We start from the raw sequence: 16,588 nt of genomic DNA, 5'->3' as shown, positions 1-16,588 counted from the left end.
TTAGCTAGTACAAAGTTTAGCATTTTATCAGTGTAAAAAAATCCCCCTTTTGTGGTATTTTGTAAGTATTTTAGTTATTTTAGCTAAAACTAATTATTCATGGAAAGCTCAGAAAAAAAACATCCTCTCATAGAAGTCTGGAATACATACCCCGGCGTCAGAAGAGACAGGAAGATCCTGGATAAACCACCTATAGAGCGCATCATTAGTGAAATGTTTGCTATAGGAGAATTTTATTATTATGCACTGAATCTTACAAACAGTACACTTTCTCACCATCATGAGAACATTCTGAAGCTTCATGGTCTTTCATCATACCCGGAAAATTTGAAAGATGTTATTGACCTTACCCATCCTGATGATATAGAATTTGTAATGAAAGCCGAACAGGTCCTTATTAACAAAATGACAGAGATCGGTCTGGAGCATCAACTCTACATTAAGGGCAGCTATTGTTTCAGAATGAAAACAGCAGAAGGGAATTATGAGTTGTTCCATCATCAGTCCATTATCACCCTGGAGGATGAAACCGGAATTCCTGTGCAGGCTATAAACATTCACACCAACATTCATCATATTACAAAAGAAAATCCTTATACCGTTTTGGTTTCGGGGATAGGTCCCAGAAATGATTTTCACCAGGTGAAGCTGGATTCCTTTTCGAAACCGGAGAATTTTTCTGAGCATTTAACGAAAAGAGAAATGGAGATTCTTGCCTTTATCACCAAAGGCTATTCCGGACCCGAAATAGCCCAGGCACTAATCTTGTCTGAACATACAGTCCGTACACACAGAAAAAATATTTTACGAAAAACAGATTCCAGAAACAGCAAAGAACTTGTAAAAAAGGCTTTTGAAAGAGGGCTTATTTAATATCTTCAACTTTTAATAAGGACTGACAAATCTCACCAGGAAATTTCGGTGTAAAACTTGTATTTTTATAGTAATGGAAAACATGATTATACAGCCGCGTTTTAAAGATTCGCCTCACTTCAAGCATTTCTGGGAAAAGGGAAACGGAAAACAACTCATCGACTTTTCAGGAGCTGAAGTGAGTTTTAGGAACTTTGAAAGGTTTTCACGCTATTTTTATCATGTGGATGAGGTGGGAGATGAAGTGGTAAAAGATGTTTATTTTACCAAAAAATTTCATGAAGCCTCAAGAGAAATTGAAGGCTATATACGAAATGGAGTCTCCGAAACGGACGACGTTCCTGAAAGCGTAAAAAAACTTTTCAGCCAAACCCAGAAGATTCCCGACTGGCTTGATTTCAACCTGCTAAAAAGCGGCGCAGAACTCTGTATGAGAGGCAACATTGACTCGCTCATCTCGTTAAGAGATTACTGCCTGATTGGCGGTTATGATTATGCCTATCTTAATAAGCCTCTCACAGCCACAGAGGCGTTGAAAAAAGGTGCTGTAAAACGTCTTTCAGAAACGCTGGACTTTTGGGTCAACGCAACACGGTATGATGCACTTGAAATTCATGCGAAGGGCTATGAATTTGCTATTAAGACCCGCCTGATCCATTCTTACGCAAGACTTTCGATAAAGAAACATTATAAGCAATGGGATACTGAAAATTGGGGCAAACCGATCAATTCATGGGATATGATGGCTACTTATATAGGGTTTAGTCTTGTTTTTCTCCATAGCCTTCAAAAACTTGGAAATACTTTTTCGGAAGAAGAGGAAAAAGGAATTTTTCATTTGTGGAAATATGTCGGATACTTACTTGGAATTCCTGAGCAGCTTCTTCCCGACAGTAAAAAACAGGCAACAGAATATTTTTATCTGTGGACTTCTGTACAGCCGCCATCAGATAAAGATTCTATTTTGCTGGCTCATTCTTTACTGAATGAATCTCTGGAAAATCCAATCTTAAAATTCAAATTTCAAAGGAAAAATCTGAGATACCTGCATATTTGCTGCACGTGGTTTCTACTTGATGATGAGGTATGTAAAAGACTGCAGATCCCTGAGATTTCCAACCGGAAAATGTTTCCTAAAACCAAAATGATCATCAACAAAATTTATGATAACCTGATAAGCCGGGACACAAGAATAAAAAAAGGAAATAAAGATCAGATGAAAGTGCTGGAAGACTATCTTAGAGTTACTAAAAATTCAAATTTTCATTAAAAGAATACTGAACTGCAAGTACATTAAACGGAAAAAAAATATTTTTATGTTTTGAATCATAAAACTCTGCATTCCATTCGTAATGAATAACATCAGTCTCAAAAAATTATTATTATTTAACGCTAAAAACAGTTTTTCACACTAAATAATATTAGTTTTTGACATTAAAATTCCGTAATTTTGAACAATTATTTTAACAACAGATGAGCAACATAGACGATAAGAAAAAAGCACTTGCATTAGTGCTTGACAAGCTAGATAAAACATACGGAAAAGGAACTGTAATGACATTAGGTGACAGTACGATTGATACTACCATTGAAGTTATTCCTTCCGGATCTTTGGGATTAGACATCGCTCTTGGAGTAGGTGGATATCCAAGAGGAAGAATCATTGAGATCTACGGACCTGAATCTTCCGGTAAAACAACTTTAACGCTTCATGCTATTGCAGAAGCTCAAAAAGCAGGGGGAATTGCCGCATTTATTGATGCAGAGCACGCTTTTGACAGAGGTTATGCAGGGAAACTAGGAATTGATCTTGAAAATTTAATCATTTCTCAGCCAGACAACGGTGAGCAGGCTCTGGAAATCGCTGATAACCTGATCCGTTCGGGAGCGATTGACATTGTGGTTATTGACTCTGTAGCAGCCCTTACTCCAAAAGCGGAAATTGAAGGGGAAATGGGAGATTCTAAAATGGGGCTTCATGCAAGATTGATGTCTCAGGCATTGAGAAAACTGACGGCTACCATTTCAAGAACGAAATGTACCGTAATTTTCATCAACCAGTTGAGAGAAAAAATCGGTGTGATGTTTGGAAATCCTGAAACCACTACTGGGGGTAATGCATTGAAATTCTACGCTTCCGTAAGAGTAGATATCAGAAAAGCAAGTGCGCCTATTAAAAATGGCGATGAAGCTATCGGAAGCCGTGTAAAAGTGAAGATCGTAAAAAATAAAGTAGCACCTCCTTTCAAGCAGGCTGAATTCGATATTATGTACGGTGAGGGAGTTTCCAAAACAGGAGAAATTCTTGATCAGGCTGTAGAACAGGGAATTGTAAAGAAAAGCGGTTCTTGGTTCAGCTATGAGGAGACAAAGCTTGGTCAGGGGCGTGATGCGGTGAAGGATGTTTTAAAAGACAATCCTGAGCTTGCTGAAGAATTGGAAAACAAGATCAAGGAAGAATTGAAAAACAAGAAATAATTAATAGAAAACGGTCTGAAATTCAGATCGTTTTTCTTTTTAACTTTATACGCCTGCCAAAACACATTGAAATAAATGATTACTGATTATAAAAAAATTGATCTGTTCGGGAAGACATTCATTCAGAAAGTAGATGTAATATCTCCTTTTGAATTTACTTTCCCGGTTGCTGAGCAGGCCTGCTTTTTATATATGCTGACAGGTGAGATACAATATCAGTTTAATGATATTCATACCGATATTCCTACCAGACATTCGTTATTACTCAACTGTATCAATTCCGGAAATCATATCCATAATTCAAATGCTGACAGCAAGGGCGAAGTTGTGATTGTAACCTTCCATCCGGATATATTAAAGAAAATTTACGAAAGAGAGCTTCCTGTCCTACTCCAGCCAGGCAACAAAGCAACCAACCAGTTGAGTGGAAAAATCAACAATGATTTCCTGATTCATAAATATATTGAAGGCCTGCTTTTCTATTTTGAAAATCCGGCTTTGATCAATGAAGAGATCCTGATCCTGAAACTAAAGGAAATCATTCTTCTATTGTCACAGACACAAGAGGCAGAAACCATACAGGCCATATTATCCCAGCTTTTCTCACCCACATCTTATACGTTCAAGCAAATTATAGAAAACAACTTATTTTCACCGGTAAGTATTGAAGAATTGGCCCATAAAACCAATTTAAGCATTTCTTCTTTTAAGAGAGAGTTTAAAAAGTTGTATAATAATTCTCCCGCCAGTTACATTAAAACCAAAAGACTGGAAAGAGCTGCTGAATTATTACTGATTTCCAATGAACGTGTATCCAATATTGCTTTTGAATGCGGATTTAATGACTTAGCCAATTTTACCAAAAGCTTTCATGACAAATACAATACTTCTCCCACAAATTACCGCTCGAAGGTAAATAAGGAGGATTAAACTTTTTTATCAAAACCGACTTTCCACATATTTTATAAAGTTTTTTGAACCAAACAGACAGATAATTGAGCTTATTTACAAAATCTCTTTTCTGTTTCTGTTGCAATTTTGTCAACAGTAATTCAACATTCAAAAAAATTAATTATGGGACTATCGTATTTGGGAATTTTTCATACCGTGATAGGTATTATTGCTATTGTAGCAGCTGTTACAGATTTTATAAAAAAAGGAAAAATTGATCTGAGCTCCTCCGCCGGAAAAATTTATTTTTATCTTACACTGATCACTTCACTCACCGCTTTGGGATTATCTAAACATGGAGGATTTAACCCGGGACATATTTTTGCCCTTTTCATTGTCATTTTAATAGTGGCGGCTTATTTTCTTCATAGAACAAGAGCAGGAAACAACAAAGCCCGTTTTATTGAGACCTTTCTTCTTTCCTTCAGTTTTTTCTTATCGCTGGTTCCTACCGTTAATGAGACTTTTACGCGTGTTCCGCTCGGACACCCGTTAGCTAAAGCACCTACGGATGCAATCATCGGACAGACACTTCTTGGTCTTTTTGTACTGTTTATTATAGGTTCTGTCTTTCAGTTTAGGAAACAAAGGAGAATTAATAAGTCATTATAAATTCTTGTTGCTAAATCTTCAGATTTTAAAGTAATTTTTCACAAATCAATGTCATTCTGTCACATTCTTTTTCATGGTATTTTTTTTGAGGCTTACATAGAAAATTAAAAAACAAAAATTATTATGACTAAAGGAAATATTAATGTATCTGTGGAAAACATTTTCCCACTTATTAAAAAGTTTCTTTACAGTGACCACGAAATATTCCTGAGAGAGCTGATCTCCAATGCAACTGATGCCACTTTAAAATTAAAGCACCTGACAAGCATCGGGGAAGCAAAGGTTGAATACGGAAATCCGAAGATTGAAGTTAAGATCGATAAGGAACAGAAAACTTTACGTATTATCGACCAGGGAATTGGTATGACTGGTGAAGAGGTTGAAAAATACATCAATCAGGTTGCTTTTTCCGGTGCCGAAGAATTCCTGGAAAAGTATAAGGATAGTGCAAAAGATTCAGGAATCATAGGACATTTCGGCCTTGGTTTTTATTCCGCATTTATGGTGGCAGAAAAAGTGGAGATCCTTACAAAATCTTATAAAGACGGTTCTGCTGTAAGATGGATCTGCGACGGAAGCCCGGAATTTACCCTTGAGGAAACTACTGATAAAACTGACAGAGGAACTGAGATCATTCTCCATATTGCAGAAGATTCTACGGAATTTTTAGAAGAAGCTAAAATCCGTGAATTGCTATCAAAATACAATAAATTCATGCCTGTTCCAATTAAATTCGGGACAAGGACACATACTCTTCCATTACCTGAGGATGCTCCGGGAGATGCTGTTGCAGAAACCGAAGAAGTAGATAATATCATCAACAATCCAACCCCGGCATGGACTATTGCACCAAGCGAGCTGACGAATGAAGACTATATGAAGTTCTACCACGAACTGTATCCAATGCAGTTTGAGGAGCCTTTATTCAATATCCACCTGAACGTTGATTATCCTTTCAATCTTACAGGAATTTTATTTTTCCCGAAACTGAGCAATAATTTAAATATCGACAAGGATAAAATCCAGTTGTATCAGAACCAGGTGTTCGTAACGGATGAAGTAAAAGGTATTGTTCCTGACTTCTTAATGCTTTTAAGAGGAGTGATTGATTCTCCGGATATTCCGTTGAATGTTTCGCGTTCTTACCTTCAGGCTGATGGTGCAGTGAAGAAAATCTCGTCTTACATCACTAAGAAGGTTGCCGATAAAATGTCTTCCCTGATCAACGAAAACCGTGAAGATTATGAGCAAAAATGGAACGATATTAAAATCGTGATCGAATACGGAATTATCACGGAAGATAAATTCGCAGAAAAGGCAGATAAATTTACACTATATCCTACCACAGACGGAAAATATTTCCTGTGGAATGAATTAATTGAAAAAATCCAGCCTGCCCATACGGATAAAGACGGCAATACGGTAATCCTTTATGCAACGAATGCTGATGAGCAGCACAGCTATATTCAGGCAGCTAACGATAAAGGTTATGACGTTCTGTTATTAGACTCACCTGTGATCTCCCATGTTATTCAGAAACTGGAAACTTCAAAAGAAAAGATCTCATTTGCAAGAGTGGATGCAGATCACATCAATAACCTCATCAAAAAAGATGAGCCGGTTATTTCCAAATTAAATGAAACTGAAAAAGAAACTTTAAAGAAAGATGTAGAAGAGGCTGTAAAGGATGCTAAATTTACTGTTCAGCTTGAAGATCTAGACAGCAATGATGCTCCGTTTACAATCACGCAACCGGAATTCATGAGAAGAATGAAGGAAATGCAGGCAACCGGAGGAGGCGGTATGTTCGGAATGGGAGGCTTCCCAGAGATGTATAATCTTGTGGTGAATTCTAACAGTGAGCTTTCGAACCAAATTTTAAAGACAGAAAATCCTGAGGAAAAGGAAACGCTTATTAAATATGCTCTTGATCTGGCCAAACTTTCACAGAACCTGCTGAAAGGAAAAGACCTGACAGATTTTATCCAGAGAAGCTATAAGCAGTTGGAAAAATAATAAAATAATACAGAAATGAATAAGGCTGTTCTCCAATGGGGAACAGTTTTTTTTATGTACAGATTTCGTGAAATTATTTAATCAAAGATTGGGCTAAAGCAAAGTTAAAACTGTTTAAGGTGAAAAGATTTCATTCGATAAAATTGTAAACTCTTGTCATTTCAGACAAAAGTGAATCAATCTCATTTAGTTAAAAGAAAGTAACATAAAATTTTAATAATAGCCTTAATGGTTTAAAGTAAAACCCCTGACTAACTTGATATTCTGAACTTTTCCAGCATTTTTGTTTAAATCCTACTGTTCAATGCATATTTTTTCTCTTTTTTATTGTACACATTGTGCTTTTTTTCCATTTTTGTATAAAATGTAGGATATGCAAAAAGAAAAATTACGCGTTATCAGAAAACAAAAAGGCTATACTCAACAGCAGATAGCTGATATTATCGCGACTGATGTATCCAACTACAGCAGGAAGGAAAGTGGTGATGTAAAGATCGTAAGGGATGAATGGGAAAAGATTGCCCGTTTTTTGGATGTTTCAGTAGAAGATATTTATGAGGATGAAGAAGCAAAAGTTGTGATCAATAATAATCATCCTGTATACAATGATCAATCTTCATCATCATCAGGAGTGATCACTCAGTTTCATAATATTTCAACTTCTATTATTCAGAACCTGCAGGATTATATTGCCTTGCTGAAAGAGGAAAATGAAAAATTAAAAGAAGAATTAAGAACACCGAAAGGAAGAAAATAAGGTTGTTGTTTTAAAAATCAGCCTGTTTTTCACATATAAATTTAAAAGCCTTGCCTATTCAAAAGTATTCAAGGCTTTTTTATTATGAATATTTTTAATTATACCATCTTTTTACAGGCAAAAATCCAGTCTTTCAAAGAAGGGGAATAATACGACTTTTGGCAATTGAAACATTGAATGGCCGTTTTTTAGTTTCCGGCGGCTCTGCCGCCGGAAACTAAATTTATTATAAGTCCTATTTCAGTTATGAACCGAAGTCCTTTAATATCTACAATTAAAAACAGGTGTCTGAACTGTAAATTCTTAACAGACTGTAGAATTTAATCCTAAATTTCTTCAAGTGGATTCCAGAATAGCTTTTTAAAATCTTTTATTCTTAAATTCTCAACGGTAATGCCTTCTGCTTCCAGTCTCTTTTGAAACTCGGGAACAGATAATACGCCTGAGCTGGATATGACACGATGTGCCGGGACATCTTCCGGGCATCCTCCCATCGCCTTCCCTACATGACGGGAATGATTAGGATAACCTACTGCCTTAGCTATGGCACCATAAGAAGAAACTCTTCCTTTTGGAATAAGCCTTGTAATCTCGTAGATCTGTTGTTTAAAAATTTCATCCATAATCAAGTAACCTGCTTTATCGTTATGAAAAATAGAGTCTAAATAAACTTTAAACATCTTTCTGCATCATTTTTGAATTCTCAAACATTCAATGATGTCTGATTGTAAATATAAAGATATGAAAAAATCATTTTTCCGGCTGCTGAATGCAGTCAATAAAAAGTTGCTCCCAAAGTTGAGCAATAAAGATCCGAACAAACTGAGTAAAATAGAGAAAGGAATTCTGGCCTACCGATACTTTGTGCTGGTGAATTCTCTTGACTGATCTCCAAGTAAGTCATTGCGAGCGGTAGCGAAGCAATCTCTTAATGATCTTAATTTCTAAACTTTTTTTTAATGGTTTATTTTGAAACATTAAAATTAGATAAGACTTTAAGAATAAGTTCAAACTTCATTTTTAAGTGAGATTGCTTCGCTTCGCTCGCAATGACGAACGGGAAATAAAAAACGCTTCAAAATGAATTGAAGCGTTTGTATTTTAAAAGAAATTTATTCTTAATTTTCCAGGATATAAGAGAACATTAATGGTGCACAGATCGTAGCATCACTTTCAACGATAAATTTCGGTGTCGTGATATCCAGTTTACCCCAAGTGATTTTCTCATTCGGAACTGCTCCTGAATACGAACCGTAAGACGTTGTGGAATCCGAAATCTGGCAGAAATAAGACCAGAAAGGAATGTCATGCATTTCCATATCCTGATACAACATCGGCACCACACAGATTGGGAAATCTCCTGCAATACCTCCTCCGATCTGGAAGAACCCAACTCCTTTTCCGGCTGAATTTTTAGTATACCAGTCAGCAAGATAGGTCATATATTCGATTCCTGATTTCATAGTGGTTGCTGTAAGCTCACCTTTGATGCAGTAAGAAGCAAAGATGTTACCCATGGTAGAATCTTCCCATCCCGGAACTACGATTGGAAGGTTTTTCTCAGCCGCAGCAATCATCCATGAGTTTTCTCTCGGAATTTCGTAATACTGCTCAAGAACCCCTGAAAGGATCATTTTATACATGAATTCGTGTGGAAAATAACGTTCGCCCTTAGCTTCTGCATCTTTCCAGATCTCCACGATATGCTTTTGAAGTCTTCTGAAGGCTTCTTCTTCAGGGATACATGTATCTGTAACTCTGTTTAATCCTCTTTCTAATAGATCCCACTCATCCTGCGCCGTTAAATCTCTGTAATGCGGAACTCTTTCGTAGTGAGAGTGCGCCACAAGGTTCATCAAATCTTCTTCAAGGTTGGCTCCTGTACAAGAAATAAAATCAACTTTTCCCTGACGGATCATTTCTGCAAGGATTTTCCCCAATTCAGCAGTAGACATTGCACCTGCCAAAGTGATCATCATTTTTCCGCCATCTTTAAGATGTGCAACATACCCCTTAGATGCATCTACCAATGCAGCCGCATTGAAGTGCAGGTAATATTTCTCTATAAATTCAGAAATCGGTTTGCTCATTTTTTTAATTTTTGCAAAGATAAAACTTAAAAACGGAATGCAACATGAGTACTTAAAGAAACTCTTGCCTGACCATTCTTTTTTAACAAATGATAAAAATAGCTTTATCCATAAGGCTTCCCATGAAAAAGTACAGCCGTGAAGCTGTACTTTCATCTAACAAATATAGATACACAGGAATTACCCGTGACAAGATTCTACTTTTAAGATCTCAATTTTTCTTTCACCATCTTTAAAAGGCCAGTCGATGATATCTCCCACTCTATATCCAACTGTAGCAAGCGCAATATCTGATAAAATGGAATACTTGTTTTTTACCGGCTTAGCTTTTGAAGAAGCCACGAAAATATATTCGTGTTCAAAATTCTGAGTATGATCTTTAATTGTCACTTTCCTGTTAACCGTCACTACATCGGCAGGAAGCTCTCTTCTCAGTACCTGTTTAGCTTTTCTCAATTCTTCAGCAAGTCTTTTTTCCTCCGGCATGCTTACTTTTTTTCTTCTGAGCGTATCTTTTATAGCATCATAAATTCCGGTGGTTACAATAATATGATTGGACATTTTTTATATTTTTTAAGGTAATAAATACAGTCATTCCATGATCCAATGCAGGATAGCAGACAGCTTTTTCCTGTAGAAAACTGCAAAAATAATACGTAAAGTTTATCGGAATATTTTCCCTGTCCTGAATCCTGACAGGGCTTAATTGATAAAGTCCTTAGAACTTTTAAGAAAAGAATCTCTATGTAAATACAGCAACGACAGCAAAAGACCTGAAAAACGGTCCGCTGAGGATAAAGAAATAATTGCTGCCATACTTAAAATTATTAATAATACCCTAAGATACTTAAAAATTTTGACTCGTGAAAGAAACTACTTTTTTACTCTACCCTTTTATTTAAAATCTAAAACTTAAATTTCCTGTTCTCCTTTTTTTCAGAAATTTTCTTTTTGGTATCCAGGCGCTTCTGCTTTTGCCCTTTTGAAGGTTTTGTTGCCAGTCTTTTCTTGGGAACAATTAAAGCTTTATTGACGAGTTCAATCATTTTTTCAATTGCTTTATTCTTGTTCATCAGCTGGGTTCTGCTTTCAGAAACAGTCAGAAACAGATATCCGTCTGCATTGATTCTGTTTTTCAGTTTAGTAAGGATTAGTTCCTTCTGATTCTCATTAAAGAATTCAGACCCGGCAACGAGCCAGAGAACGGTCACTGAAGTTTCCACCTTATTTACGTTCTGCCCTCCCGCTCCGCTGCTCCGGGACGTTTTAAAGCTGAGTTCTTTCGAAAAGTCTTTCATGTTTTTTATTTTAAAGGTCTTGATTCAAGAGTCAGGAATCAGGAATTAAAGTACATCAAATAACGGGCAAAAATTTATAATCTTTCGGCTATTATTCTATTCAGCTCTATCCGATTCACTTTTCCGTTCGGTGTTCGTGGAATATCTTCGATAAAAATGATCTCTTTGGGTTTGTGAAAGCTTTTTTCAAAAGATATTCCGGCAATCTTTTCAATAAGACCCACTGACTCTGATCCTTCTATCACCAATATCAGCTTCTGGCCCAGGCTTTCATCTTTCAGACCTATAAAAACAGCTTCATTGGGGATTTCTTTTTTTACCAATGTTTCCAGTATTTCAGGAAAAATTTTCGCCCCTCCGGAATTAATGACATTGTCTAAACGTCCCAGGAACTTAAACTGTTTGCCATTTTTAATTTCAACTAAATCATTAGTCTGTAGTACTTCAGCGTTAACATTGGGTGCATAGATTTTCAGACAGCCTCTTTCATCTATGCTGACAGATACATTTTCGAAAGCCGTAAAATAATCTTGCGGTTCCGGCATAAGCTGCTTTAAAGCAATATGGGAAAGCGTTTCAGACATTCCATAGGTTTCAAAAATACGGATACTTTCTACTCTTTTATTTTGGGCTATCTTTCTTTTTAATGATTCGGAAACAGCTGCGCCACCGATGATCAGATTTTTGATCAAATGGATTTTATCCAGCGAGTTTTCTACCTGAACGGGAGTCATTGCACAGAAATCAATTTCTTCACTTAAATGCTCAACTGGTTTCAAGGATGGATCTGAAACAATCAGTTTTAATTTTCTTTCGATAGAACGGACTACCATCATTTTACCTGAAATATATTCAACCGGTAGGCATAACAGCGCTTTATCTCCTTCTTTCAAGCCTAAGAAATTACAAGTCATTACAGCAGAGTTCAGCATTTTCTCTTTTTCGATTTCAAAAATTTTTGGTGTTCCGGTAGAGCCTGAGGTCTGAACCTTTACAGTAGATCCATCAGAAAACCATTCGTCCAAAAATTTTTTGATTTTATGTTCGAAATCTGTTTGAAAGGATAAATTATTAATATTGAGATTATTGAAGTCTATCAGCATGATTAGGGTAGATAAAAAGTGTTGTAAATTTAAAAAAAACTTTAAAAAATTCTTGTATCTAAACAAAAAAGCTGTAAATTTGCCTCACCAAAATAAAACAGACCTATAGTGTAACGGTAGCACTCCGGTTTTTGGTACCGTCAGTCGGGGTTCGAATCCCTGTGGGTCTACAAACCATCCTTTTTAAGGGTGGTTTTTGTTTTTAGTTTCCAACCTTTTATTATTCTTTTAAACTTATTTCAAAATCAACTGAAATCGGGCTTAAAACTACAGCACAAAAAACAAGATCAGGTAAAAATAAGACTTAATTCATTGAATTTTTTCCGAACACTTATTTGTGTGTAAAGAAAAAAATTGTAGATTTGCACCACCAAAAATAAAGCAGACCTATAGTGTAACGGTAGCACTCCGGTTTTTGGTACCGTCAGTCGGGGTTCGAATCCCTGTGGGTCTACATCCAAAAGAAAAACCACTTGATTTTCAAGTGGTTTTTCTTTTCCGGTCAACATGCTTATTTATAAGAAGTAAATTTCAAAAAAAATTCACTCCTGTTTTTCTTACAGACAAGTTTCCAGAGGTATATATTAAAACATTGCTCATATTAAAGTACATGATATTTTTTCTTCCATTTTGCAATACTATTACGGCTTAATTTAAATTTTATAGCGACTTGGGTATTGTTGAGTTTATATTCTTTTTGATAGTCAATAATTTCCTTTACCGTTTGTTCACAGTAAGAACGAAGCTTTTGATTGAAAATGACCGCTTCTTTATCCTGCTCTCCAAATATTATTTTATTCAGTGTTATAATATCTAAGGTGGAAAGCATTTTCTTGTTTAATATTACTTGACATGCAGATATTTTATCTGGATATTTTCTATCCAAAATATCAGTATAAATCTTTTTATAATCAGGGGCATCATTCATATTTTTCATAACTTTTTAGAATTACCATATTTGCTAAGCCATTTGTAAAGAGTAGTTTTTGGAATTTTATATTCTCTTATTATCTGTGCTTTGGATTTTTCTCCGGCAACTACAAGATCGAGAATAAATTCAATGATCTCTTTTGTATAAATATTTTTTCTGAAAGATGGAAGTTGTGTAACACCGCTATTGTACTCCATAGACGCCTGGGGCGAATAAAAAATAAGATGCTGCGAGTACAGCCTGAAAAAATCATACTCTAATAACTTACTCCACTTTAATAATATATCTGCTTCTAACGATTGTTTTTCGTACATTTTTTCAATATCCTCTTCAGGGCATTTAAAAAAATTACAGATCCTTTTCACACTTATGTTACATTCTAAAACTCTCTGCCTGATTAATTGCCCGACATATATCTCTTTAAGATCTGGTCCCATATTTTTAAGTTAAATGAAAGCCTCCATTTGTGAATAAAAATTGATAAGTGGAGGCATTAAATTAATACTATACTTTTGATTTTGATGGATTCACTTATACTTTAAAGTGTTGTACCACTTTATCTGGTGAGATGAACCTGGATCTTATTCTATCAGTCAGGCTCGATGGATTTGCAATTTTACATGATTAAAATAAGGGAAACAAAAAACCAGACTTTACTTATATATGACGTCTTTTATTTTTAGCTACAAACCATACAAAATATTATTTTTCAGACCCTTATAATACAAACATTCTGCTTTTCGGATCATCTCATTCATGTCTTGCAGCAAATAAAGATCACGGAAAACAACAGGTATGTGCAATATGTAACACCTATGTAATACCCTATTTTAATCATTCATATTCTTAAATCTATAACATTGCCGGACAAAAAATGAATGCTCTATTAAAAGACCATACCTTGACATTGAAGACTATGAATTAGCCAAACAATTAAGAAAGAATGAAAACATTAAGAATAAATCAAATAAATAATCATTTTATATTTAATTTTACATTTATAAATTTATTTTAAATGAAACAACACACTAATAAAACAAATACATAAAAACATTTAAAATGATGAAACTTTTTATTTTCTTTTTCCCGTTATTTATATTTGCTCAACAAAAAATTACCCCTCAGTATATTGATGCGGAGTATAATAAGGTTGAAACCTTACGTAAAGAAGGAAAATTTGATGAATATGTAAAAAAAAACCTGCTCTTACTGAAGGAATCCAAACGGATAAACCATTCTAAAGGAATTGCGTTAGGCTATTTACATCTTGCCGGCAGTTATTCATATGCAAAAGATTATAAAAAGGGATTAGAATATCTTAAACTGGCAAGGAATGAAAAATACGCAGACAATAATCCGGAATTTCAAATATTAATTAAAAGATATTTAGGCTTTAATTATTATAATATGGGGCTTTATCAGGAAGCTATTACTTCATTTAAAGACGTTGTCGCATTATCAGATGAAATCCCGATCGATACCTCAAGATACTTTAAGTCGGCGGCATATATTGAAATGGGGATAGTTTATAAGGATCAGAACAAACTGGATTCTTCCAGATTATATTTAAAGAAAGGACTTGCTATTTTACGGAATAATAGAAAGGTAACGTATGAATCAAAAGTAAATATATTGATCTATTCCTTAGTGTTAATTGAAATCGATGTTTATGAAAATAAAATTGATTCGGCTGAAATAAAACTTAAATCACTTGAAGGCAATGCAAAAAAAATTCCCGGAAATTATAACTTCCAGCTATATAAAGTAAAAGGTCTGATCCATGAGCATAAAAAAGAGTACGATTCAGCTATTTCCAATTACCAAAAAGCAATCCCATTAGCACAAAATCTTAAGAATATTACCCAGGTTCAATGGTTATATAATGCAGCCTCCAATGTGTATAAGAAAACGGGTGATAAAGACTCTGCGGAAAAATATTTTCAAAAATATACATCTATTAAAGATAGCCTGGCCAATGCCAAACAACCCGCTATTGAAAATACAGTAAAAGAATTAGTTACCCAAAAAGAAAATGAAATAAAAACCAAGAGTAAGCTTCTGATCTATATTATATGGATTGGAGCTTTTGGTATTCTTATTTTTATTTTATTGGTTATAAAAAGAATGCGTAAAAAAAATAAAATTTTGAGGGTAAAAGAGCAGGAAACCCAAGCGTTAAATCAACAACTAAATCTTGCTTTTGAGGAGGTGGTACGACTTGCAAAAAATAACGACCCTGAATTTCTCACAAGATTTCAGGAAGTTTATCCTAACTTTTTCCCAAAATTATTACAAATAGAACCACAATTGCAAAATAGTGAGTTAAAATTTTGCGCTTTACTGTTTTTAAATTTTTCTTCTAAAGACATAGCAACTTATACATTTGTTCAGCCACAATCCATACAAACCAGAAAAAACAGGCTGAGAAAGAAGCTAAATATTTCTTCTGAAGAAGATATCTACATCTGGATGAAAAATATGAATAATCAATAATATATTTATTGACTCTTACCAATATTCAATAATATCAGTCTTCTTTATTTAGCTATCCCTTTGAGATAAAGTCTTAATAGGTGTCTATATGTGTGTTTAAATCTTAACAGTATCAACTTTCAACACATTTCTATATTTTCCAGTCAACAAGACTGGATATGGAAACTATTTTCTTTACCTGCTTGGATAGAATTCAGATTACTTCCTATTGAATTTCAACCCATTAAATCAATGTAACACCCAAGTAATAGGTGTGTTTTTTGAATAAGCGGTCCAATCACTCAAATTTGTATCTCACCCAATATGATTGAGAATGGATAAAATCTAATGATTCTAAAAACACAATAATAAAAAAACAATTCCTTACAAATGAAAAACAAAATTTCGATTTTGGCAGTTGCACTAGTACTGCCAGTATGTATGTATTCCCAAGTGGGTATTTTAACAGACAAACCCCATAGTACACTTGATCTGGGCACTAAAATTGGCAGCAGTGTAACTGATAGGTCAGGTAAAAAATTGGCCATTTATGATAATACAGATGGTACAGATTTTTATGGACTAGGGGTAAGCCCGGGCTTCCTGCAGTTTCATGTCAATTCTGCACCTGCTAACACTTTACCAGCCATGATATTAAAAAAATACCGGACTGATTTTTATCAATTGGGTGTTAATACAACCAATCCCCATAATGTCATTGATATGGGACCTACAATGGGAAATATTTCGGATCCGGAAAGTAAAAAACTCGCAGTTTATAACAGTGCGGATGGAAATGATTTTTATGGTTTAGGAGTCAGTCCTTCAGTCCTTCAGTTTCATGCCGGAACAATATCTGATCAGGCTCCGGCTATGATACTTAAAAAGTATAAGACTAATTTTTTTCAGTTAGGCATTAATACAACCACCCCCCATAATGTCATTGATATGGGACCTACAATGGGAAATATTTCGGATCCGGAAAGTAAAAAACTCGCAGTTTATAA

At 35.0% G+C, this 16,588-nt stretch carries 17 protein-coding genes and 2 tRNA genes; 12 read left to right on the top strand and 7 right to left on the bottom strand.

Annotated elements, in window-relative coordinates; translation table 11 throughout:
* The first annotated feature begins 99 nt into the window (after positions 1-99).
* The 7 genes from V6R96_RS10525 (at position 100) to V6R96_RS10495 (ending at position 7,687) form a co-directional block, all read left to right on the top strand.
* Complete coding sequence (locus V6R96_RS10525; RefSeq protein WP_223560243.1) at positions 100-873, top strand: LuxR C-terminal-related transcriptional regulator; 774 nt, start codon at positions 100-102, stop codon at positions 871-873.
* Between the two features lie 82 nt (positions 874-955).
* Entirely contained in the window at positions 956-2,143 is a 1,188-nt protein-coding gene (locus V6R96_RS10520; RefSeq protein WP_336378980.1) for an oxygenase MpaB family protein, read from the top strand.
* Between the two features lie 203 nt (positions 2,144-2,346).
* The gene (recA, locus tag V6R96_RS10515) at positions 2,347-3,351 is read left to right on the top strand and encodes a recombinase RecA (protein WP_111955189.1); all 1,005 of its coding nucleotides are present in this window, start codon (positions 2,347-2,349) and stop codon (positions 3,349-3,351) included.
* A gap of 75 nt (positions 3,352-3,426) precedes the next feature.
* On the top strand, positions 3,427-4,281 hold the full coding sequence (locus V6R96_RS10510; protein ID WP_336378981.1) for an AraC family transcriptional regulator: 855 nt from the start codon (positions 3,427-3,429) through the stop codon (positions 4,279-4,281).
* 144 nt (positions 4,282-4,425) lie between these two features.
* Positions 4,426-4,914: a hypothetical protein gene (locus tag V6R96_RS10505; RefSeq protein ID WP_336378982.1), complete on the top strand. Its 489-nt coding sequence runs from the start codon at positions 4,426-4,428 to the stop codon at positions 4,912-4,914.
* Positions 4,915-5,037: 123 nt separating this feature from the next.
* Complete coding sequence (gene htpG, locus V6R96_RS10500) at positions 5,038-6,930, top strand: molecular chaperone HtpG (RefSeq protein ID WP_336378983.1); 1,893 nt, start codon at positions 5,038-5,040, stop codon at positions 6,928-6,930.
* Positions 6,931-7,303: 373 nt separating this feature from the next.
* Positions 7,304-7,687, top strand: coding sequence for a helix-turn-helix transcriptional regulator (locus V6R96_RS10495; RefSeq protein ID WP_111955195.1), 384 nt, complete (start codon positions 7,304-7,306; stop codon positions 7,685-7,687).
* A gap of 326 nt (positions 7,688-8,013) precedes the next feature.
* Here the strand turns inward: V6R96_RS10495 and V6R96_RS10490 are convergent, their stop codons facing one another.
* Positions 8,014-8,310 carry an MGMT family protein gene (locus V6R96_RS10490; protein WP_072922467.1) on the bottom strand — a complete coding sequence of 99 codons (297 nt, stop codon included), beginning with the start codon at positions 8,308-8,310 and terminating at the stop codon, positions 8,014-8,016.
* A 118-nt stretch (positions 8,311-8,428) separates the two neighbouring features.
* Between V6R96_RS10490 and V6R96_RS10485 the strand changes: the two genes are divergently transcribed.
* A complete protein-coding gene (locus V6R96_RS10485) occupies positions 8,429-8,575 on the top strand; it encodes a hypothetical protein (protein WP_223560247.1) in 147 nt (48 codons plus the stop codon).
* A gap of 230 nt (positions 8,576-8,805) precedes the next feature.
* Here V6R96_RS10485 and V6R96_RS10480 read toward each other — a convergent pair whose 3' ends face one another.
* The 4 genes from V6R96_RS10480 to V6R96_RS10465 form a co-directional block, all read right to left on the bottom strand.
* Positions 8,806-9,777 carry a deoxyhypusine synthase family protein gene (locus V6R96_RS10480; RefSeq protein ID WP_111955197.1) on the bottom strand — a complete coding sequence of 324 codons (972 nt, stop codon included), beginning with the start codon at positions 9,775-9,777 and terminating at the stop codon, positions 8,806-8,808.
* Between the two features lie 180 nt (positions 9,778-9,957).
* Entirely contained in the window at positions 9,958-10,338 is a 381-nt protein-coding gene (locus V6R96_RS10475; RefSeq protein WP_116012677.1) for a GreA/GreB family elongation factor, read from the bottom strand.
* A 344-nt stretch (positions 10,339-10,682) separates the two neighbouring features.
* Positions 10,683-11,075, bottom strand: a complete 393-nt coding sequence (gene arfB, locus V6R96_RS10470) for an alternative ribosome rescue aminoacyl-tRNA hydrolase ArfB (protein ID WP_111955201.1) — start codon at positions 11,073-11,075, stop codon at positions 10,683-10,685.
* A 74-nt stretch (positions 11,076-11,149) separates the two neighbouring features.
* Positions 11,150-12,178 carry an AMP-binding protein gene (locus V6R96_RS10465; protein WP_336378984.1) on the bottom strand — a complete coding sequence of 343 codons (1,029 nt, stop codon included), beginning with the start codon at positions 12,176-12,178 and terminating at the stop codon, positions 11,150-11,152.
* Between the two features lie 99 nt (positions 12,179-12,277).
* Here V6R96_RS10465 and V6R96_RS10460 point away from each other — a divergent pair.
* Together V6R96_RS10460 and V6R96_RS10455 are read left to right on the top strand one after the other, a co-directional pair.
* A tRNA-Gln gene (locus V6R96_RS10460) sits at positions 12,278-12,348 on the top strand.
* Positions 12,349-12,561: 213 nt separating this feature from the next.
* Positions 12,562-12,632: transfer RNA gene (locus tag V6R96_RS10455), tRNA-Gln, on the top strand.
* 147 nt (positions 12,633-12,779) lie between these two features.
* Here V6R96_RS10455 and V6R96_RS10450 read toward each other — a convergent pair.
* Together V6R96_RS10450 and V6R96_RS10445 are read right to left on the bottom strand one after the other, a co-directional pair.
* On the bottom strand, positions 12,780-13,115 hold the full coding sequence (locus tag V6R96_RS10450) for a helix-turn-helix domain-containing protein (RefSeq protein WP_223560249.1): 336 nt from the start codon (positions 13,113-13,115) through the stop codon (positions 12,780-12,782).
* Positions 13,112-13,546 carry a transposase gene (locus tag V6R96_RS10445; protein WP_111955205.1) on the bottom strand — a complete coding sequence of 145 codons (435 nt, stop codon included), beginning with the start codon at positions 13,544-13,546 and terminating at the stop codon, positions 13,112-13,114. Before V6R96_RS10445 ends, V6R96_RS10450 begins: the two co-directional genes overlap by 4 nt.
* A 622-nt stretch (positions 13,547-14,168) precedes the next feature.
* On the opposite strand from V6R96_RS10445, the gene V6R96_RS10440 reads away from it, so the two are divergent.
* Complete coding sequence (locus V6R96_RS10440) at positions 14,169-15,602, top strand: tetratricopeptide repeat protein (RefSeq protein WP_336378985.1); 1,434 nt, start codon at positions 14,169-14,171, stop codon at positions 15,600-15,602.
* 390 nt (positions 15,603-15,992) lie between these two features.
* A partial coding sequence (locus tag V6R96_RS10435; protein WP_336380193.1) for a hypothetical protein occupies positions 15,993-16,588 on the top strand: 596 nt, incomplete at its 3' end.

The organism is Chryseobacterium sp. CCNWLW53, from assembly GCF_037083525.1.
In the GTDB taxonomy this organism is placed as follows: Bacteria; Bacteroidota; Bacteroidia; order Flavobacteriales; family Weeksellaceae; genus Chryseobacterium; species Chryseobacterium lathyri.
This window is presented reverse-complemented; position numbering and strand designations above follow the sequence as displayed.